The following is a 17,792-nucleotide window of genomic DNA, read 5'->3' as shown; positions in this document are numbered from 1 at the left end:
TGGTGAGTTCAAGGGTGCTATGAGTTTGTCCACATGGCTGTCCCCCGATCCGTGCACAGGTTCCGGCGAGTTCTCCACAGCATCTGGGCCTTCACCCACAGGGCCTGTGGATAACCAGATTGGCTGACGCCTCCCGCGGGCCTACCGTGGTGCGGCGCCCGACGCGCCAGAAGCGGTCGCAGAGCCACTCGTTGATCAAGCCCGTGGCGTAGGAAAGAGTGGCAGGGCGAGGTCCGCGGAGCGGACGGGAGGAGGCGCTTGGTGAGCATGACCGAGCCCATGGACGACCCTTGGGCCGACAGCGGACCGAGTGACCTGCTGCCCACCCGTACCCGCGGCGAAGGCCGCGGTCGCGGTCGCGGCCGTGACGACCAGCACGAGCGGGGCAGCGACGGTTCCTGGGGCGGCGGCCTCAACGGCTTCGAGCGCGTCCCCCCGCAGGACCTCGACGCCGAGCAGTCCGTCCTCGGCGGCATGCTGCTCTCCAAGGACGCCATCGCGGACGTCGTGGAGATCATCAAGGGCAACGACTTCTACAAGCCCGCCCACGAGACGGTCTATGCGGCGATCCTCGACCTCTACGCCAAGGGTGAGCCGGCCGACCCGATCACGGTCGGCGCCGAGCTCACCAAGCGCGGCGAGATCACCCGCGTCGGCGGCGCCTCCTATCTCCACACCCTGGTCCAGTCGGTACCGACTGCGGCCAACGCCTCGTACTACGCGGAGATCGTCCACGAGCGCGCCGTCCTGCGCCGCCTCGTCGAGGCCGGCACCAAGATCACGCAGATGGGCTACGCGGCCGACGGCGACGTCGACGAGATCGTGAACTCGGCACAGGCCGAGATCTACGCCGTCACCGAGCAGCGGACCACCGAGGACTACCTGCCGCTCGGCGACATCATGGAGGGGGCGCTCGACGAGATCGAGGCGATCGGCTCCCGCAGCGGAGAGATGACCGGTGTGCCCACCGGCTTCACCGACCTCGACTCGCTCACCAACGGGCTGCACCCGGGCCAGATGATCATCATCGCGGCCCGACCCGCCATGGGTAAGTCGACCCTCGCCCTGGACTTCGCCCGGGCGGCGTCCATCAAGCACAACCTGCCCAGCGTCATCTTCTCCCTCGAAATGGGACGCAACGAGATCGCGATGCGTCTGCTCTCGGCCGAGGCCCGGGTCGCGCTCCACCACATGCGCTCCGGCACGATGACCGACGAGGACTGGACGCGCCTCGCCCGCCGCATGCCGGACGTCTCCCAGGCCCCGCTGTACATCGACGACTCGCCGAACCTGTCGATGATGGAGATCCGGGCCAAGTGCCGCCGGCTCAAGCAGCGCAACGGCCTCAAGCTCGTCATCATCGACTACCTGCAGCTCATGCAGTCGGGTGGCTCCAAGCGGCAGGAGAGCCGTCAGCAGGAGGTCTCCGACATGTCGCGAAACCTGAAGCTCCTCGCCAAGGAACTGGAGCTCCCGGTCATCGCGCTCTCGCAGCTGAACCGTGGTCCCGAGCAGCGCACCGACAAGAAGCCGATGGTCTCCGACCTGCGTGAGTCCGGCTCGATCGAGCAGGACGCCGACATGGTCATCCTGCTGCACCGCGAGGACGCCTACGAGAAGGAGTCCCCGCGAGCCGGCGAGGCGGACATCATCGTGGGCAAGCACCGTAACGGTCCGACGGCCACGATCACCGTGGCCTTCCAGGGCCACTACTCGCGCTTCGTCGACATGGCGCAGACCTGATCCGAGCACCCCGCGCGGGAAGCTTCGTATGTGACAGGGCGTTGGATCGTCCGTGACGACATCTTTCGAAGCTTTGTTGCCCGGTACCGAGCGCGCCCTGCTCCACCGCGTCGCGGTGGCTCAGGCCGAGGGGCGGGCGCCGTCCCTGGTGGGGGCGGTGGTCCGCGACGGAGCGATGGTCTGGAGCGGTGCGCGCAGCTGCGTGGACGGACACGCGCCGGACGCCGACACGCAGTTCAGGATCGGCTCGATCACCAAGGTGTTCACCGCCGTTCTGGTGCTGCGGCTGCGGGACGAGGGTCTCCTCGGGCTCGACGATCCGCTGGACCGGCACCTCAAGGGCACGGGGGTCGGAGAGGTGACGATCGCCCAACTCCTCGGCCACAGCGGGGGCCTCGCCGCCGAGACGCCCGGCTCATGGTGGGAGAGGTCGTCCGCCGAGCTGCGCCCGGAGCTCTCCGACGTGCTGGGGAAGGAGCCCTTCCTGCGGGCCCCGGGGCGCCGCCACCACTACTCCAACCCCGGTTACACGCTGCTCGGTTCGCTGGTCGAGGCGGTGCGTGGCGTGACCTGGGAGGAGGCGCTGCGGCGCGAGATCCTGGAGCCGCTGGGGATGGACCGGACGACGGTCGACCCCGTCGCTCCGCACGCCGGCGGCTGGGCGGTGCACCCCTGGGCCGATGTGATGCTGCCCGAGCCGTCCGAGCACCTGGGCGTCATGGCGCCGGCGGGGCAGCTCTGGTCGACCGCTGCCGACCTCGGGCGGTTCGCCGCGTTCCTCGCGGCGGGACATGAGCGGGTACTCGGTGCGGCCTCCGTGGCGGAGATGCGGGCACCGGCGGCCGCGGCCGGCGAGGGGGACTGGGAGGGGAGCTACGGGCTCGGGCTCCAGCTGATCAGCAAGGACGGACGGACCCTGATCGGCCACACCGGATCCCTCCCGGGCTTCGTCGCCTGCCTCTGGGTGAGCGTCGAGGACGGGCTGGCGGGAGTCGCCCTCTCCAACACCACCTCGGGGGTCCCGATCGGCGGTGTGGCCGCCGACCTGGTACGGATCGTGGCGGACGCCGAGCCGAGGTTCCCGCAGCCGTGGCGCCCGCTGCCGGAGGCCGAGGTCGACGAGGAGCTCCTGTCCCTCACGGGGCCCTGGTACTGGGGGACGTACGCGTACGGCCTGAGGCTCGGTCCCGAGCGGAGCGTGGTGCTCGAACCCCTTCGGGGTGCCGGTCGGCGCGCCCGCTTCCGGGCGCTGCCCGGCGGCGGCTGGGTCGGGCTGAACGGCTACTACGAGGGGGAGACGCTCCGGGCGGTGCGGCGCGAGGACGGCAGCGTGAGCCATCTCGACCTCGGGTCGTTCGTCTTCACGCGGGAGCCGTACGCGCCGGAGGACGCGGTGCCGGGCGGCGTCGACGAGGCGGGGTGGCGCGGCCTCTGAGCTGAGCAGGGGGTTTCACGTGAAACAGCGTGCCGGGAGCGCCCCGGCACGCTGTTCGCGCGCGGTGCCTCAGCGGCACCGCCCCATGGACGTCAGAGGCTCTTCTTGAAGCCCACATGGGAGGCCTCGAAGCCGAGTCGCTCGTAGAAGCGGTGGGCATCGGTGCGGGTGACGTCGGAGGTCAGCTGCACCAGGCGGCAGTCCTGGCGACCGGACTCCTCGACGGCCCACTCGATGAGCCGGGTGCCGAGGCCGCTGCCCCGCTCGTCGGCATGGATGCGGACGCCCTCGACGATCGACCGGGTGGTGCCGCGGCGGGAGAGTCCCGGGATCACCGTGAGCTGGAGGGTTCCGACGACCTTCTCGCCGCGGACGGCCACCATGACGTGCTGGTGGGGGTCGTTCGCGAGGCGCTCGAAGGCCGTGAGGTACGGGGCGAGGTCGTCGGGGGACTCCCGCTGCGCGCCGAGCGGGTCGTCGGCGAGCATGGCGACGATGGCCGGGATGTCCTCTGCGGTGGCGGGGCGTATGTCAAGATCGTTCATGCTCCGCAGCGTACGCCCGGCCGCTACGGTCCTTCCGCCGGCTCAGGCAGGGACGCCCGCGCCCTCCACGACCTGGACCAGCGGGGCGAGCTCCGGATTCTTCGCCGCCTCGTCGAGGGCCTGGCGCAGGGCGCTGTCGTTGGTGGGGCGGGCCTCTTCGAGAAGCTTCAGGCCGGCCTCGGTGACATCGGTGTAGATCCCGCGCCGGTCGGTGGCGCAGAGGTACCGGGTGAGCAGGCCGCGGTCCTCGAGCCGGGTGACGAGCCGGGTGGTGGCGCTCTGGCTGAGCACGACGGCGTCGGCCACCTGTTTCATCTGGAGGTGGCCGCCGGGGCCGCTGTGCTGGCGGCTGAGGACGTCGAGGAGCGAGTACTCCCGCACGCTCAGTCCGTGCCCGGTCTCCAAGGCGCGCTCGAGGTGGGACTCGATCCGGCCGTGGAGCAGGGAGAGGGCGCACCAGCGCTGCGAGAGCGCGGTCAGTGCGGGGTCCGTGGCGGTCATGGTCTCTCCTCGGTCTCTCCTCAGCGCCGGAGCGCGGCTCTCGACCAGCGTAAACGATGCGGCGCAATAATGCGCGTGTGCAAGTAAATCTGTCCCGCCGACTCCCGGAGGGTCGGGCCGGCGGGGGGAGTGCGGCCCGCCGGGACCTATCCGGCCGCGACCGTCAGCGGTGCGAAACGCCGGCTCCAGTCGCCGGGAAGGTCGGGTACGGACCGGACCATCACCGAGTTGAAGGCGATCGGATCGATGCCGTTCTCCTTCACCCAGCTCAGCAGGGTCGTGTGGCGCACATCGATGTCCGTGCGCAGGGGCCGGTCCGTGGCTGCGGCGAGCGAGGCGATCAGAGCCTTGGCCGTGCCGGGATCGCGGGCGATCAGGGGGCCGACGACATGGGTGTCCATGTTCGGCCAGGCCGCCGCGAAGCCCGTGATCTCGCCGTTCTCCTCGGCGACCCGGAGATGGTCCGCGAAGGCGGGGAGCCGGGTGATGAGGGCCGTACGGTCCAGGCCGAAGACCTCGCGGTCGAGGCGCAGGATCGCCTGGAGGTCCTCCGCCGTCGCGGGACGGACCGGGACGGCGGGGGCGGGCGTGGTGAACGTGAAACGCCCGCGCACCATCTCCGCCCGGCTCGTCTCCGTGAAACCGAGCTCCTCGTACAGGGGTTGTCCGTTCGGTGTCGCGTGCAGGGTGAGCGGGGTGTCGCCGGCCTCCGCCAGGACGTGTCGCATGAGCCGGCGTCCGACGCCCTGGCGTGCGTACCGCTCGGCGACGAGCACCATGCCGATGGCCGCGAGCCCGGGGCCGTACGACGTGACCACACAGCAGGCGAGCAGTCCCGGGCCGGCCGGGTCGTCGATCCCGTACCCGGTGCCCGCCATGAGCAGGAGACCCCACTTGTGTTCCTCGCGCGGCCATCCCCGGTTCTCGGAGAGGTCGGAGCAGGCGAGGAGGTCGTCCGAGGTGAGGCGCCGGACGGGGAGCTGTGCGAGGGGGGTGGGGGAAGTCGGCATACCTTTCAGGCTGTCCGAAGCGGCGATCTTCCGTCCACCGCTTTACCGGATCCGGCCGATGCCGGGAAGGGCTGTTGCCTCTCCCTCGTGGCACGTCGGACGATGTTTCACGTGAAACCCTCCACGCGGCGACTGCACCTCTTCGACCTCGACGGCACCCTGATCCGCGGGTCGGCCGCCGCGGTGGAGATCTCCCGGCAACTGGGTCTCGTCGAGGAGATCGGCGTCCTCGAGCAGGGTTTCCTGCAAGGCCTCATGCCGGACGAGTTCGCGGTGCGGGCCCGGGACCTCTGGGCCGAGCTCACGCTGGAGCAGGTGGCGGCGGCGTTCGAGGGAGCCCCGTGGCTGGCCGGGATCCGGGAGGTCTGGGCTGACATCCGGGCCAGGGGCGACCTCTGCGCCGTCATCTCGCTCTCGCCCGACTTCTTCGTCGAGCGGTTGCTGGGATGGGGGGCCGACACCGTGCACGGCTCGGCGTGGCCGTCCGTCCCCTTCCGCGAGCCCATCCACCGGCCCGGCATCCTCGACGCGGCGGCGAAGGTGCGGATCGCACGGGAGCTCTGCGCCGGGTACGGCGTGGAACCGGCGGACTGCGTCGCGTACGGGGACTCGATGTCCGACGCCGCGCTCTTCGCGCGCGTGCCCCACACCGTGGCCGTGAACGCGGACCACCATCTCGCCGGACTGTCCCGCCACAGCTACACCGGAGGGGACCTGCGCGAGGCGTACGCCCTGGTGCGAAACAGCGCAGCTTAGCCAGAAACCCGGCTCTATGGCCCGAGAACACCGCTTTCCGTCCCACGTGGTCGACCGGGGGTTCATGCTGCGAGCACGAAAGCCGGTCAGCGCGAGGGCGAGGCACATGATGGATGCTCCGACCACCACGGCGGCCGCAGAGCACGCGGACCGCATCGAGCCGGGGGCGGCGTACGAGCCCGGCGGTGAACCGGAGGCGGACGGGAAGGAACCCCCGATAACGGGGGGAGCCTCCGCCGACGCCCTGCTCGTCCGCCGCACCTTGTCGGAGATCGCGCCGATCGCCGACAAGGTGACCTCGTACTTCTACGCCCTGCTCTTCGTCCGGAACCCCGAGCTGCGCGAGATGTTCCCCGCGGCCATGGACACCCAGCGGGACCGGCTCCTGAAGGCGATCCTGACCGCTGCCGAGCACATGGACGACGCGCCGGTCCTCACCGCGTACCTCCAGAACCTCGGCCGGGGGCACCGCAAGTACGGCACCCAGGCGGCTCATTACCCGGCCGTCGGCGAGGCCCTCATCGGGGCGCTCGTCCGGTACGCGACGGGGACCTGGGACGAGGCGACCGAGGCCGCCTGGGTGCGCACGTACACGACGATCTCCCAGATCATGATCGACGCGGCGGCGGAGAACGAGCAGACCGCCCCCGCCTGGTGGCACGCGGAGGTGGTCTCCCACGACCTGCGCACCCCGGACGTCGCCGTCGTGACGCTCCGGCCCGACCAGCCGTACCCGTTCCTCGCGGGCCAGTACACGACGCTGGAGACGCCCTGGTGGCCCCGGATCTGGCGTCACTACTCCTTCGCCTCGGCGCCCCGGCCCGACGGGCTGCTGTCCCTCCACGTGAAGGCGATCCCGGCCGGCTGGGTGTCCAACGCACTGGTCCACCGGGCCCGCCCCGGCGACGTCCTGCGCCTCGGTCCGCCCGCGGGTTCCATGACGGTCGACCACGCCACGGACAGCGGTCTGCTCTGCCTGGGCGGCGGCACCGGGATAGCCCCGATCAAGGCCCTGGTCGAGGACGTGGCCGAGCACGGTGACCGGCGTCCCGTCGACGTCTTCTACGGGGCGCGCCACGACCACGACCTCTACGACATCGACACGATGCTGCGGCTCCAGAAGACCTTCCCCTGGCTGTCCGTCCACCCGGTCACCGAGGAGCAGGGGCGGCTGCCGGAAGCCGTCTGCCGCTACGGCCCCTGGAACGAATGCGACGCCTATCTCTCGGGCCCGCTCGGCATGGTCCGCCAGGGCGTGGACGCGCTGCGCGGGGCGGGGGTCCCGTCGGAGCGCATCCGCCATGACTTCCTGACCGAACTGACCCCGGTGGCCACGGGCTGATCAGCCCAGGTCGGGGGCGTGCATCGCGCGGACGCCCTCGATGTTCCCGTCGAGGTAGTGGCGCAGGGAGAGGGGCACGAGGTGCACGGCGGCGATGCCGACCCGGCTGAAGGGCACCCGGACGATCTCGTACTCGCCGACCGGTTCGTCCATCTCGGGGCCGTGGCGCAGCGAGGTGTCCATGGAGTCGAGCCGGCACACGAAGAAGTGCTGGACCTTCACCCCCGAGACCCCGCCGTCGACGATGTGCTCGACGGTGTCGACGAAACAGGGCACCACGTCGGTGATCTTGGCTCCGAGTTCCTCGTGCACCTCGCGGTGCAGGGCCTGGACGACGGTGGTGTCGGAGGGCTCCACGCCGCCACCGGGCGTGAGCCAGTAGGGGTCCATCCCCGGCTTGGTGCGCTTGATGAGGATGAGGTCGTCCCCGTCCAGCAGGATGGCGCGTGCGGTGCGTTTGATCACGGGCCGTTCGTTCATGGGAAGAAAATGGCCCGTTCAGGGTGCCCTGAAACTCACCAGTCCGCCGCGGCGCGCAACAGCTCCTCGTGGGCCCGCGCGAGCGGGGGCAGCGCCGGAGTGCCCGTGCGCGCGACGAGGAAGTAGGTCCGCAGGGGAGGGACCGGGGGATCGAGCAGCGCCACGAGCCGCCCCGCCGCCAGATCCTCCTCGCACAGATAGCGCGGCAGGACGGCCAGACCGGCACCGGAGACGGCGGAATCCCGGACGGCCCGCAGATCGGGGGCTATCACGGTCGCGACGGCCGCGGGCTTGCCGTCGAAGACCGCGGCCCAGTAGCGGGAGAAGAACGGCAGCGATTCGTGCACCTCGACCACCGGGAGCTGTTCCAGGACCACCGAACCCTCGCCGAGCAGCATCTCGGGGGAGAGACGGGATGCCCAGGGTTCCGCGGCGACCAGGACGTGTTCCTCGTCGCAGAGCGGGGTGGAGGCGAGCAGGCCGCCACGGGGACGGGCGGTGGTGACGGCCAGGTCGTGGTGGCCGGCGGCGAGACCGTCGAGGATCTCCTCGGTGTTGCCGAGGAACGAGGCCCGCACGGCGAGCCCCTGGGCGAGCAGCGGGGTGAGCGCGGGCAGCACGCGGAGGGCGGTGAACTCCGGAGGGCCGGCGACATGGAGGGTGCGGCCGCCGCCCCGCTCGTCGAGACCGGTCTCGGCTATCTCGACCAGGGCGTCCAGGTGGGGCGCGGCGCGGTGGGCCAGCTCGTCGCCGATGGTGGTCGGGGTGACGCCACGCGCCTGCCTCAGGAAGAGCGGTCTCCCCAGCTGCCGTTCCAGAGTCCGGATCTGGCTGGTGACGGCCGGCTGGGAGAGCCCCAGGAGCGCGGCGGCACGCGTGAAGGAGCCCGCCCGGTGCACCGCGACGAACGTGCGCAGCAGGGACAGATCCATGCCCGCCCCCTCCCGGCCGTGCGGCCGTGCGACTCAGGCGGTCGGCTGACTGCGCCTCAGGACCGTCCAACTATAAATAAGTCGATAGGCCCCTGTCGCTACCGTGATTGGACACTGACGCACAGTCAACTAGCCTTGTTCGAGCGGTCTCCGCGCCTGGAACCGAGGCGTTCCGAGCCACGAGGGGGGAGGTTCGGAGCGCCTCGTTCCGTCGTCCTGCGGCGGGTGATCAGCCCGCGGCGCCGGCCTCGTCGAGAGCCCGCAGGACGTCGCCGATCAGGTCCTCCGGATCCTCGGCACCCACCGAGAACCGGATGAAGCCCTCCGCGACCGCGTCCCCGCCCCAGCGTCCGCGCCGCTCGGCGGTGGAGCGCACACCGCCGAAGCTGGTGGCGTCGTCGACGAGCCGCAGTTCCTCCAGGAACCGCTCGGCCCGCTTCCGGTCCGCCAGCTCGAACGAGACCACCGGGCCGAAGCGCCGCATCTGCCGGGCGGCCACCGCGTGCGACGGGTCGTCGGGCAGCCCCGGGTAGCGCAGTCCGGACACGTCCGCGCGTCCGGCCAGCGCCTGCGCGAGCGACAGCGCGGTGGAGCACTGCCGGTCGATCCTCAGCTGGAGCGTGGCCAGCGAACGGTGGGCGAGCCAGGCCTCCATGGGCCCGGGAATCGCTCCGACGATCTTGCGCCAGCGCCTTACCTCCGAGGCCCGCAGGGGGTCGCGGCAGCTGACGTGACCGAGCAGGACGTCGCCGTGACCGGTCAGGCCCTTGGTGTCACTGGCGACGGAGAAGTCCGCCCCCAGCGCGAGGGGCCGCTGGCCGAGCGGGGTGGCGAGGGTGTTGTCCACGGCCACGAGCGCTCCCGCGGCGTGCGCCTCCCCCACCAGACGGCGGATGTCGCAGACGTCGAGGCCGGGGTTGGACGGGGTCTCGAGCCACAGCAGCCGGGCCCCGTCGAGCGCGGCCAGTTGGCCGTCGCCGCCGGTCGGCGCGGTGCGGACCTCGGTGCCGTACGCCCTCAGCTGCTCGTGCAGCAGCGGCAGGGCCTGGTATCCGTCGGTCGGCATGACGACCGCGTCGCCGGCCTTCAGCTGGGAGAAGAGGACGGCCGAGATCGCCGCCATGCCGGAGGCGAAGACCAGCGTCTCGACGCCCTCCTCCCCCGGGGCCTCCAGTTCGCCGATCGCCCGCTCGAGGTGGGTCCAGGTGGGGTTCTCGTCGCGGCCGTACGCGTACCCGCCGGTCGGCTCGCCGGGCAGGTGGAAGTGGGCGGCGAAGACCGGTCCCGGCAGGGTCGGTTCGTACTTCACGGGCTCGGGCAGCCCGGCCCGTACCGCGCGCGTGCCGTCGCCGTATGCGCTGTCGTTCATGCTGTCCGCTCCTCCAGTTCCGCGCGGACGGCGGCGAGCAGGCCTCCGCTCGCCGCCTCCACCATCTCCAGGCACTCCTCGAAGCCTTCGCGGCCCCCGTAGTAAGGGTCCGGGACGTCGAGCCCGCCCCGGACGGCCGGGTCGTACGACCGCAGCAGCCGTATCCGGGCCGCCTCCTCGGGGGTGCGGGCCAGGGCCCGGAGCTCCCGCAGGTGGCCCTCGTCGAGCGCGATCACCAGGTCGAGGGCGGGGAACCAGGAGGCCCGGAACTGACGGGCGACGTGCGCGGAGGTGTAGCCGTTCTCCTCGAGCACCGCGACCGTGCGGGGGTCGGCGCCGTCGCCCTCGTGCCAGCCTCCGGTGCCCGCGCTGTCGACCTCCACCGTCCCGTCCAGGCCGGCCTCCTCCACCTGGCGGCGGAAGACGTGCTCGGCCATCGGCGAACGGCAGATGTTGCCCGTGCAGACGAAGCAGACGCGGTAGGTCATGGCCGCCACTCAGTCACCGTCGGGGAGCACGACGTTCAGCGCCCACGAGACGACGGAGATGATCAGGCCGCCCAGGACGGCCGTCCAGAAGCCCTCCACGTGGAAGCTGAGGTCGAGCTGCTCGGCCAGCCAGGACGTGAGCAGCAGCATCAGGGCGTTGACCACGAGGGTGATCAGACCGAGGGTCAGGATGAAGAGGGGCAGCGTCAGCAGCTTGACGATCGGCTTGACCAGGACGTTCACGACCCCGAAGACCAGGGCGACGAGAATGAGGGTCAGGGCCTTCTTGCCGGTGCTGTCACCGGTGAGGGTGATGTCCTGGAGCAGCCAGATGGCGACTCCCAGGGCGCCCGCGTTGGCGAGCGTCTTGACTACGAAATTCTTCATGTGTCTGATCGTGGCAGAGATGATCGGGCCGAGGCAGGGGCGGACGGACGATGAAGGCATTCCGACTGGACGAGCTGGAGGCGGAGCGTGCCGCCAACGACGGCGCGTACCTCCAGTTCCTGCGCGAGCGGAACATGTCGGTGGGCCTGTACGCGCTGGACGCCGGGGCGCTCGACCCGCAGCAGCCGCACGGCCAGGACGAGGTGTACTTCGTGGTGAGCGGCCGGGCGTCGATCACCGTCGGGGCGGAGACGACGCAGGTGGCGCGCGGCAGCGTGGTCTATGTGCCGGCCGGGGTCGAGCACAGGTTCCACCACATCAGCGAGGACCTGCGGGTGATGGTGGTCTTCTCCCCGCCGGAGAGCTGACGGGCGTCCGAGGAGCTGCCGGCCCGAGCCGCTCGGGCCGGCCGGCTCGGGCGGGGCGGCCCGGCCTGATCGGCACGGCTCGATCGGCCCGGCCGGATCGGCCCGGCCGGATCGGCCCGGCACCCCCCTGGGGGGTGGATCGCCCGGCCTGATCGCACGGCACCCCCTAGGGGGCGGATCAGGGGAGAGCGGGGGCCGCGGGGCCCCCGTGGGACTTTCCCGGCCCCTAGCCTTGAGGATGTTCGGCGCGGAGGGCGCCGACGGATCTTCGAGAGCGAGGTAGGGACGATGGCCGTACAGGAGATTCTCGCGGGGATGCCCTGGTGGGTGAAGTGGGTCGCGATACCCGCTCTGGCCCTGTTCGTCTTCGGCGGGCTGATCACGAGCGTCCTGGCCTTCGTGGTCGGACTGCTCTTCAAGGTGCTGCTCTTCGCCGCGCTGGTCGCCGGACTGATCTACGTCGTACGGAAGTTCAGCTCCTCCACCGGCTCGAAAGAGGACTGGTAGCACGAGCTACTGATCAGTAAGAGGCCGATGGTGGGGATTAGCCCGCGCGGGGGAACGCACTGGTCGAATCAGGGCATGGGCCCAAGGGCTGCCACTAGAGTGGAACCTCTCCGCCGTGTTGGGGACTACGGGCGTAGACCCCTGTACTGACCAGCGGTTTTCCCTGGCCCGGCGGGCGCGCGGGGGCGGCCCCCGCGGGCGGGTGCACTGCATCCGTCGTCACGCCTGGGGGTGACCTTTGGCCACGGCTACGCAGACGGCTGCGCCTACCCTGATCGGCTCGGTGCAGCGGGCGCTGAGACTTCTGGAGGCCGTCGCCTCCCACGCGGACGGCGCTCCGGCCAAACAGCTCGCCCGGGAGACGGGCCTCCCGCTTCCCACCACGTACCACCTGCTCCGCACCCTGACGCACGAAGGCTATCTACGTCGCGAGAAGGGTGTGTTCGTCCTGGGCGACGCCGCCGTCCGACTGGCCGGCGGCGGAGATGTGCAGAATCGTCGCATCAAGATCGAAGACTCCCTTGCCCGCTGGCGGGACGAGATCGGTGTACCCGTCTACTTCGCCCTCTACCGCGAGGGCGAGATCGAGCTCGTCGCCGTCGCCGACACTCCTTCCGCTCCCGCGGTGGAGGAGTGGGCCGACTTCCGTGAGACCGCGCACGCCCATGCGATCGGGCAGTGTCTGCTGAGCCAACTCGATCTGAGATCTCGTCAAGACCACCTTGACCGCCATCCCGTGGAATCCATCACTCCGTACACGGTGCGTAACCGAAGCGTGCTTTTGGAACGTTTGGGTGGTTTGGGGCGAATGGAGCCCCTGGTGGAGCGTCAGGAATATGCGCTCGGCACGGTCTGTGCCGCGATCCCCATCACGGCGGGCTCCGCCGCGGGCGCCATGGCCATTTCCCTCCCCCTCCACCAGGAAGAACGGTTGCTCCCAGCAGTCGAACGACTACGTACCGAGATCGGGCGCCTCTTCAGTTCGCTCGCTTTCTCTATCAGTATCTGAAAAATCACTCCTTGTGATCTGCTATCCCGTACAGCACGATTGCGTCAAGAGGGCCATGGGGGATCATTCCTGGCCGTTTCGGTCACAGCTTTCAGCAGCTGTGTTTACACAACTGCTTCATCTACTGCGGGGTACATGATGCGAGAGTCGGTTCAGGCCGAGGTCCTGATGAGCTTCCTCGTCTCCGAGGAGCTCTCCTTCAAGATCCCGGTCGAGCTGCGATACGAGTCCCGGGATCCTTACGCGGTGCGGATGACCTTCCACCTCCCCGGAGACGCTCCTGTGACCTGGGCGTTCGGCAGGGAACTACTGCTCGACGGGATCAACCGGCCGAGCGGGGACGGCGACGTGCACATCGCGCCGACCGAGCCCGAGGGGCTGTCGGACGTCTCCATCCGGCTCCAGGTCGGCGGCGACCGGGCCCTGTTCCGGGCCAGCGCGCCGCCGCTGGTCGCCTTCCTCGACCGTACGGACAAGCTCGTTCCGCTCGGTCAGGAACGGACACTCGGCGACTTCGAGGACAACCTGGAGGCCGCCCTCGGCCGCATCCTCGCCGAGGAGAACGCCGGCCCCGCGTAGGGAATCAGGCCCGGCCCTGCGACGAGGCCCGTCCCGCGCGCTCACTTGGCGCGACGGCGCCGTCCACCCCGTGCCGCCACGGCCTTGCGGCCGCCGTTGCCCTGTCGGTCGTCGGCGTCCGCCCGGTCGGCGGAGACCACCAGCGCCGCCAGTGCCGTGGTGATCGGCACGGAGGCGACCAGACCGATCGAACCGACCAGCGTCCGCACGATCTCCTGGGCGATCAGCTCGCTGTTGGCCACCGTCCCCATGCTGCTCTGCGCGATCGAGAAGAGCAGCAGCAGCGGGAGGGCGGCACCCGCGTAGGCCAGCACCAGCGTGTTCACCACCGAGGCGATGTGGTCGCGGCCGATCCGGATCCCGGCGCGGTACAGCCCCCGCGGCCCCATGCGCGGATCGGCCTGGTGCAGCTCCCAGACCGCCGAGGTCTGGGTCACCGTGACGTCGTCGAGCACGCCGAGCGAACCGATGATGATTCCGGCGAGGAGGAGACCGGACATGTCGATCTCCGGGTACAGCCCGTGGATCAGACCGGTGTAGTCGTCGGTGTTGCCGCTCAGCGAGGCCCAGCCGATGAAGAGCGACCCGAGCAGACCGATCAGCAGCAGTGAGACCAGGGTGCCGAGCACCGCGACCGAGGTCCGGGCCGACAGACCGTGGCACATGTAGAGCGCGGCCAGCATGATCGCGCTCGATCCGACCACCGCGACGACCAGTGGATTCGACCCCTGCAGGATCGCCGGCAGGATGAAGAACGTCAGCACCAGGAAGCTCACGGCCAGCGCGATCAGCGCCATGACCCCGCGCATCCGGCCGACCACCACCACCGCGACGGCGAAGATGCCGGCGAGCAGCGCCATCGGCAGCTTGCGGTTCACATCCGTCACCGAGTACTGCAGGTCGCGCGGGGCGTCGGGGGCGTACGCCACCACCACGCCCTGCCCCTCACGCAGTTGGCGCGGGGCGTCGGGCTGCACGATCTCGACGAACGTGCGCCCCTTCTCCGCCCCGCTGGTGACCTCGATGGTCGCCTTCGCGCACTCTCCCTGCTGGGCGTTGACCGCCTCGCGCCCCTCCGGGGTGGAGGTGTCCCCGGTCGGTGGGACCTGGGCGGCGTTCACGGTCTTGCAGTCGACCTGCTCGACGGAGACGACCGTGCCCTGCTCGGTCTGCCGGTCGAAGCCGACTCCGGTGCGCTCGTGCGCCGGGGTGCCGCCCGGCCACAGGACCACGAGCCCGACCAGGACGGCGGTGGCGAACGGAATCAGGACGGCGGCGATGACCTTGCGCAGGTGCCGTGAGACGGGGGCGGCGGGGCCGTGGCTGTGGCTGTGCCCGTGGGACGGGCCGGGGCCGTTGCCGGACGCCTGGTCACGGCCGTGGGAAGGGCCTGGATCACGGCCCGTTCCGTGGCCGTGACCGTGGGCGTGGCCGTGCGGCTCGGGGGTCTGCTGGGGGGAAGTCACCGGCCGATCATCGCAAGAACGGCGGTGGCCCACTGTTCAGCACGCCAGGAATGACGCTAGCGTGGTGGCACCTTTGCACACGCGGGAGCTCGGAGCACCGGGCTGAGAGGGCGCTGATCACCGTACACACGTACGGGAGGAGGCTGCGCCGACCGCCGAACCTGTTACCGGGTAATGCCGGCGTAGGGAGATCGGTCTCATGACCATTCAGGACGCACGCACGCCTGCCTCCGACCAGAACCAGCCTGCCGACCAGCAGCGCACGCCGGGCTGGCACAAGGGATACATCGAGGGTTCGCGCCCCGACCTCCGGGTGCCGGTCCGTCAGGTGCACCTCACCAACGGCAAGGACGTGACGCTGTACGACACGTCCGGCCCGTACACCGACCCCACCATCGACACCGACGTCCGCCGCGGCCTGCCGCCGCTGCGCGAGAACTGGATCATCTCGCGCGGTGACACCGAGGAGTACGCGGGCCGTCCGGTCCGCCCCGAGGACGACGGCATCAAGCACACGTCGCCGCGCGGCGGCGGGCTGAAGAACCTCGACGCCGTCTTCCCCGGCCGCCCGCGCCTGCCGCGCCGGGGCCGTGACGGCCAGGCGGTGACGCAGCTGGCGTACGCCCGCCGGGGCGAGATCACCCCGGAGATGGAGTACGTCGCCCTCCGCGAGAACGTCACCCCCGAGGTCGTACGGGAGGAGATCGCCGCGGGCCGCGCCGTGCTGCCGGCGAACGTGAACCACCCGGAGATCGAGCCGATGATCATCGGCAAGCGGTTCCTGGTGAAGGTCAACGCCAACATCGGCAACTCCGCCGTCACCTCCTCCATCGAGGAGGAGGTGGAGAAGATGACCTGGGCGACCAAGTGGGGCGCCGACACGGTCATGGACCTGTCCACCGGCCGCAACATCCACACCACCCGCGAGTGGGTGCTGCGCAACTCCCCCGTGCCGATCGGCACCGTGCCGCTCTACCAGGCCCTGGAGAAGGTCGACGGCAAGGCCGAGGAGCTGACCTGGGAGATCTACAAGGACACCGTCATCGAGCAGGCCGAGCAGGGCGTCGACTACATGACGGTGCACGCCGGCGTGCTCCTGCCGTACGTGCCGCTCACCGCGCGCCGCAAGACCGGCATCGTCTCGCGCGGCGGCTCGATCATGGCCGCCTGGTGTCTGGCGCACCACGAGGAGAACTTCCTCTACACGAACTTCGAGGAGCTCTGCGAGATCCTGGCGGCGTACGACGTCACCTACTCGCTCGGCGACGGTCTGCGTCCCGGCTCGATCGCGGACGCCAACGACGAGGCGCAGTTCGCGGAGCTCAGGACGCTGGGCGAGCTGAACACGATCGCCAAGCGCCACAACGTGCAGACCATGATCGAGGGCCCGGGCCACGTCCCGATGCACAAGATCAAGGAGAACATCGACCTCCAGCAGGAGATCTGCGAGGAGGCGCCGTTCTACACGCTCGGCCCGCTCACCACGGACGTGGCGCCCGCGTACGACCACATCACCTCGGGCATCGGCGCGGCCATGATCGCCTGGTGGGGCACGGCGATGCTCTGCTACGTCACGCCCAAGGAGCACCTGGGCCTGCCCAACCGCGACGACGTGAAGACGGGCGTCATCACGTACAAGATCGCGGCTCACGCGGCGGACCTCGCCAAGGGGCACCCGGGCGCGCAGGAGTGGGACGACGCGCTCTCGGACGCGCGGTTCGAGTTCCGCTGGGAGGACCAGTTCAACCTGGCGCTCGACCCGGTCACCGCGCGGGAGTTCCACGACGAGACGCTGCCGGCCGAGCCGGCGAAGACCGCGCACTTCTGCTCGATGTGCGGTCCGAAGTTCTGCTCGATGAAGATCTCCCAGGACATCCGGCGTGAGCACGGCGGCACGCAGCAGGAGATCGAGGCCGGCATGGCGGAGAAGTCCGCCGAGTTCGCGGCGAGCGGCAACCGCGTCTACCTGCCGCTGGCCGACTGAGCCCCGGCTGCGGAGACCGGCCCGCGACCCACGGGGGAGTCGCGGGCCGGTCTCGTCGTCTCTCAGGTCCCGTCCGGCCGGGGGACGGGCGGCTCCGGGGGCGTGGTGGCCGCGAGGGCGTCTCGGAGGAACGGCAGGATGCCGCGTTCGAGGAGGGCGTGACGCCAGGCCTCGCGGGCGAGCGAGAGTTCGTCGTCCGGGGGCGGGCCGGCCGCGCTGACCTCGGTCGGGCTGTTGCGCAGGGCCGTCAGGAGGAGCCCGGCGGCCGCGCAGAGCAGACCGCCGGCGGCGACGGTGCCGAAGACGAGTCCGGCCGTCAGGAGGGTGGCGCCGAACGCCACGGTGGGGGCGACGGCGTGCAGGACCGCGCCGACCAGTAGGAAGATGACGGCGGCCGCGCCCGCGAGGACCGGCACCAGCACGGTGAGGATCGCGACGACGCCCGCGCCGGGACCGGGACCGGGACGGTCGCGGTCGTACGGGGAGGGTGTCCGGGCCCCGACGGCCGTGCGTTTCTGTTCGCGGACCTTGACGAAGTGGTCGTACTCGCTCGACGCCGCGGTGGTGACCAGCGCTGTCGCGTTCAGCGTCATGGAGCGCAGCTGGGCGACGGTGAGCCGGGTGCCGACTCCGGCGAGATCCGGACGTGCGTGGGCGGTGTTCAGTGCGTCGTCGAGGACCCGCTCGTACTCGGCGCGATCCTCGGTCAGCAGGTGCGGAGCCACGTTCATGTGCATCCCCCGATGCTCCGTAGGCCCGGATCAGCCGTGGTGAGACGGCCGGTCGGGCGGAAACGGAGGAGAGCCTGCTACGGATGAACCCGATGGTATTGCGGTGACGCCACAGCCTGACAGGGTGTTTCCGGAATTCGACTTCTTCGGATGCGCAGGG

Annotated in this window: 19 protein-coding genes; 9 read left to right on the top strand and 10 right to left on the bottom strand. The window is 70.5% G+C overall.

Annotated features, from left to right (window positions below):
- The first annotated feature begins 261 nt into the window (after window positions 1-261).
- Both dnaB and AC067A_RS12365 read left to right on the top strand, forming a co-directional pair.
- Window positions 262-1,743 (top strand): replicative DNA helicase, encoded by a 1,482-nt coding sequence (dnaB, locus tag AC067A_RS12370; protein WP_478618252.1) that lies wholly within the window; start codon window positions 262-264, stop codon window positions 1,741-1,743.
- 52 nt (window positions 1,744-1,795) lie between these two features.
- On the top strand, window positions 1,796-3,178 hold the full coding sequence (locus tag AC067A_RS12365; protein WP_478618249.1) for a serine hydrolase domain-containing protein: 1,383 nt from the start codon (window positions 1,796-1,798) through the stop codon (window positions 3,176-3,178).
- Between the two features lie 92 nt (window positions 3,179-3,270).
- Here the strand turns inward: AC067A_RS12365 and AC067A_RS12360 are convergent, their stop codons facing one another.
- The 3 genes from AC067A_RS12360 to AC067A_RS12350 form a co-directional block, all read right to left on the bottom strand.
- Entirely contained in the window at window positions 3,271-3,723 is a 453-nt protein-coding gene (locus tag AC067A_RS12360) for an N-acetyltransferase family protein (protein ID WP_478618246.1), read from the bottom strand.
- A gap of 42 nt (window positions 3,724-3,765) precedes the next feature.
- A complete protein-coding gene (locus AC067A_RS12355) occupies window positions 3,766-4,224 on the bottom strand; it encodes a MarR family winged helix-turn-helix transcriptional regulator (RefSeq protein ID WP_478618244.1) in 459 nt (152 codons plus the stop codon).
- A gap of 146 nt (window positions 4,225-4,370) precedes the next feature.
- Entirely contained in the window at window positions 4,371-5,234 is an 864-nt protein-coding gene (locus AC067A_RS12350) for a GNAT family N-acetyltransferase (RefSeq protein WP_478618242.1), read from the bottom strand.
- 102 nt (window positions 5,235-5,336) lie between these two features.
- On the opposite strand from AC067A_RS12350, the gene AC067A_RS12345 reads away from it, so the two are divergent.
- Entirely contained in the window at window positions 5,337-5,990 is a 654-nt protein-coding gene (locus AC067A_RS12345; protein WP_478618239.1) for an HAD family hydrolase, read from the top strand.
- 106 nt (window positions 5,991-6,096) lie between these two features.
- Window positions 6,097-7,332: a globin domain-containing protein gene (locus AC067A_RS12340; RefSeq protein ID WP_478618236.1), complete on the top strand. Its 1,236-nt coding sequence runs from the start codon at window positions 6,097-6,099 to the stop codon at window positions 7,330-7,332.
- Here AC067A_RS12340 and AC067A_RS12335 read toward each other — a convergent pair whose 3' ends face one another.
- The 5 genes from AC067A_RS12335 to AC067A_RS12315 all read right to left on the bottom strand — a co-directional run bounded on the left by AC067A_RS12335 (window position 7,333) and on the right by AC067A_RS12315 (window position 10,988).
- Window positions 7,333-7,812, bottom strand: a complete 480-nt coding sequence (locus tag AC067A_RS12335) for an NUDIX domain-containing protein (RefSeq protein ID WP_017240427.1) — start codon at window positions 7,810-7,812, stop codon at window positions 7,333-7,335.
- 35 nt (window positions 7,813-7,847) lie between these two features.
- Window positions 7,848-8,744: a LysR family transcriptional regulator gene (locus AC067A_RS12330; RefSeq protein ID WP_478618233.1), complete on the bottom strand. Its 897-nt coding sequence runs from the start codon at window positions 8,742-8,744 to the stop codon at window positions 7,848-7,850.
- A gap of 229 nt (window positions 8,745-8,973) precedes the next feature.
- Entirely contained in the window at window positions 8,974-10,113 is a 1,140-nt protein-coding gene (locus tag AC067A_RS12325; RefSeq protein WP_478618230.1) for a cystathionine gamma-lyase, read from the bottom strand.
- Window positions 10,110-10,601 carry a low molecular weight protein-tyrosine-phosphatase gene (locus AC067A_RS12320; RefSeq protein ID WP_478618781.1) on the bottom strand — a complete coding sequence of 164 codons (492 nt, stop codon included), beginning with the start codon at window positions 10,599-10,601 and terminating at the stop codon, window positions 10,110-10,112. The genes AC067A_RS12325 and AC067A_RS12320 overlap by 4 nt, the downstream gene beginning before the upstream one ends.
- Before the next feature lie 9 nt (window positions 10,602-10,610).
- Window positions 10,611-10,988, bottom strand: coding sequence for a phage holin family protein (locus tag AC067A_RS12315; protein WP_478618227.1), 378 nt, complete (start codon window positions 10,986-10,988; stop codon window positions 10,611-10,613).
- A 50-nt stretch (window positions 10,989-11,038) separates the two neighbouring features.
- Between AC067A_RS12315 and AC067A_RS12310 the strand changes: the two genes are divergently transcribed.
- From AC067A_RS12310 to AC067A_RS12295, 4 genes are all read left to right on the top strand, one after another.
- Window positions 11,039-11,356, top strand: coding sequence for a cupin domain-containing protein (locus AC067A_RS12310; RefSeq protein WP_478618224.1), 318 nt, complete (start codon window positions 11,039-11,041; stop codon window positions 11,354-11,356).
- Between the two features lie 288 nt (window positions 11,357-11,644).
- Window positions 11,645-11,863, top strand: a complete 219-nt coding sequence (locus tag AC067A_RS12305; RefSeq protein WP_478618221.1) for a DUF5326 family protein — start codon at window positions 11,645-11,647, stop codon at window positions 11,861-11,863.
- 238 nt (window positions 11,864-12,101) lie between these two features.
- On the top strand, window positions 12,102-12,872 hold the full coding sequence (locus AC067A_RS12300; RefSeq protein WP_478618219.1) for an IclR family transcriptional regulator: 771 nt from the start codon (window positions 12,102-12,104) through the stop codon (window positions 12,870-12,872).
- A gap of 138 nt (window positions 12,873-13,010) precedes the next feature.
- The gene (locus tag AC067A_RS12295; RefSeq protein ID WP_478618779.1) at window positions 13,011-13,451 is read left to right on the top strand and encodes an SsgA family sporulation/cell division regulator; all 441 of its coding nucleotides are present in this window, start codon (window positions 13,011-13,013) and stop codon (window positions 13,449-13,451) included.
- A gap of 41 nt (window positions 13,452-13,492) precedes the next feature.
- Here AC067A_RS12295 and AC067A_RS12290 read toward each other — a convergent pair whose 3' ends face one another.
- Entirely contained in the window at window positions 13,493-14,917 is a 1,425-nt protein-coding gene (locus tag AC067A_RS12290) for a YibE/F family protein (RefSeq protein ID WP_478618216.1), read from the bottom strand.
- Window positions 14,918-15,116: 199 nt separating this feature from the next.
- Here AC067A_RS12290 and thiC point away from each other — a divergent pair, with 199 nt between their 5' ends.
- On the top strand, window positions 15,117-16,901 hold the full coding sequence (thiC, locus tag AC067A_RS12285) for a phosphomethylpyrimidine synthase ThiC (protein ID WP_478618213.1): 1,785 nt from the start codon (window positions 15,117-15,119) through the stop codon (window positions 16,899-16,901).
- Window positions 16,902-16,963: 62 nt separating this feature from the next.
- Here the strand turns inward: thiC and AC067A_RS12280 are convergent, their stop codons facing one another.
- Entirely contained in the window at window positions 16,964-17,638 is a 675-nt protein-coding gene (locus AC067A_RS12280; protein ID WP_478618210.1) for a hypothetical protein, read from the bottom strand.
- Window positions 17,639-17,792: the final 154 nt, after the last annotated feature.

The organism is Streptomyces sp. NPDC043176, from assembly GCF_056436715.1.
Note: the sequence above shows the minus strand (reverse complement) of the source record. Positions and strands in the feature narration are given on the sequence as shown.

What these genes read in the sequence shown, in the direction of transcription:
- AC067A_RS12360 (WP_478618246.1), bottom strand. Translation starts at nt 3,723, where the DNA reads ATGAACGATCTTGACATACGCCCCGCCACCGCAGAGGACATCCCGGCC.
- AC067A_RS12355 (WP_478618244.1), bottom strand. Translation starts at nt 4,224, where the DNA reads ATGACCGCCACGGACCCCGCACTGACCGCGCTCTCGCAGCGCTGGTGC.
- AC067A_RS12350 (WP_478618242.1), bottom strand. Translation starts at nt 5,234, where the DNA reads ATGCCGACTTCCCCCACCCCCCTCGCACAGCTCCCCGTCCGGCGCCTC.
- AC067A_RS12345 (WP_478618239.1), top strand. Translation starts at nt 5,337, where the DNA reads ATGTTTCACGTGAAACCCTCCACGCGGCGACTGCACCTCTTCGACCTC.
- AC067A_RS12340 (WP_478618236.1), top strand. Translation starts at nt 6,097, where the DNA reads ATGATGGATGCTCCGACCACCACGGCGGCCGCAGAGCACGCGGACCGC.
- AC067A_RS12335 (WP_017240427.1), bottom strand. Translation starts at nt 7,812, where the DNA reads ATGAACGAACGGCCCGTGATCAAACGCACCGCACGCGCCATCCTGCTG.
- AC067A_RS12330 (WP_478618233.1), bottom strand. Translation starts at nt 8,744, where the DNA reads ATGGATCTGTCCCTGCTGCGCACGTTCGTCGCGGTGCACCGGGCGGGC.
- AC067A_RS12325 (WP_478618230.1), bottom strand. Translation starts at nt 10,113, where the DNA reads ATGAACGACAGCGCATACGGCGACGGCACGCGCGCGGTACGGGCCGGG.
- AC067A_RS12320 (WP_478618781.1), bottom strand. Translation starts at nt 10,601, where the DNA reads ATGACCTACCGCGTCTGCTTCGTCTGCACGGGCAACATCTGCCGTTCG.
- AC067A_RS12315 (WP_478618227.1), bottom strand. Translation starts at nt 10,988, where the DNA reads ATGAAGAATTTCGTAGTCAAGACGCTCGCCAACGCGGGCGCCCTGGGA.
- AC067A_RS12310 (WP_478618224.1), top strand. Translation starts at nt 11,039, where the DNA reads ATGAAGGCATTCCGACTGGACGAGCTGGAGGCGGAGCGTGCCGCCAAC.
- AC067A_RS12305 (WP_478618221.1), top strand. Translation starts at nt 11,645, where the DNA reads ATGGCCGTACAGGAGATTCTCGCGGGGATGCCCTGGTGGGTGAAGTGG.
- AC067A_RS12295 (WP_478618779.1), top strand. Translation starts at nt 13,011, where the DNA reads ATGCGAGAGTCGGTTCAGGCCGAGGTCCTGATGAGCTTCCTCGTCTCC.
- thiC (WP_478618213.1), top strand. Translation starts at nt 15,117, where the DNA reads ATGACCATTCAGGACGCACGCACGCCTGCCTCCGACCAGAACCAGCCT.
- AC067A_RS12280 (WP_478618210.1), bottom strand. Translation starts at nt 17,638, where the DNA reads ATGCACATGAACGTGGCTCCGCACCTGCTGACCGAGGATCGCGCCGAG.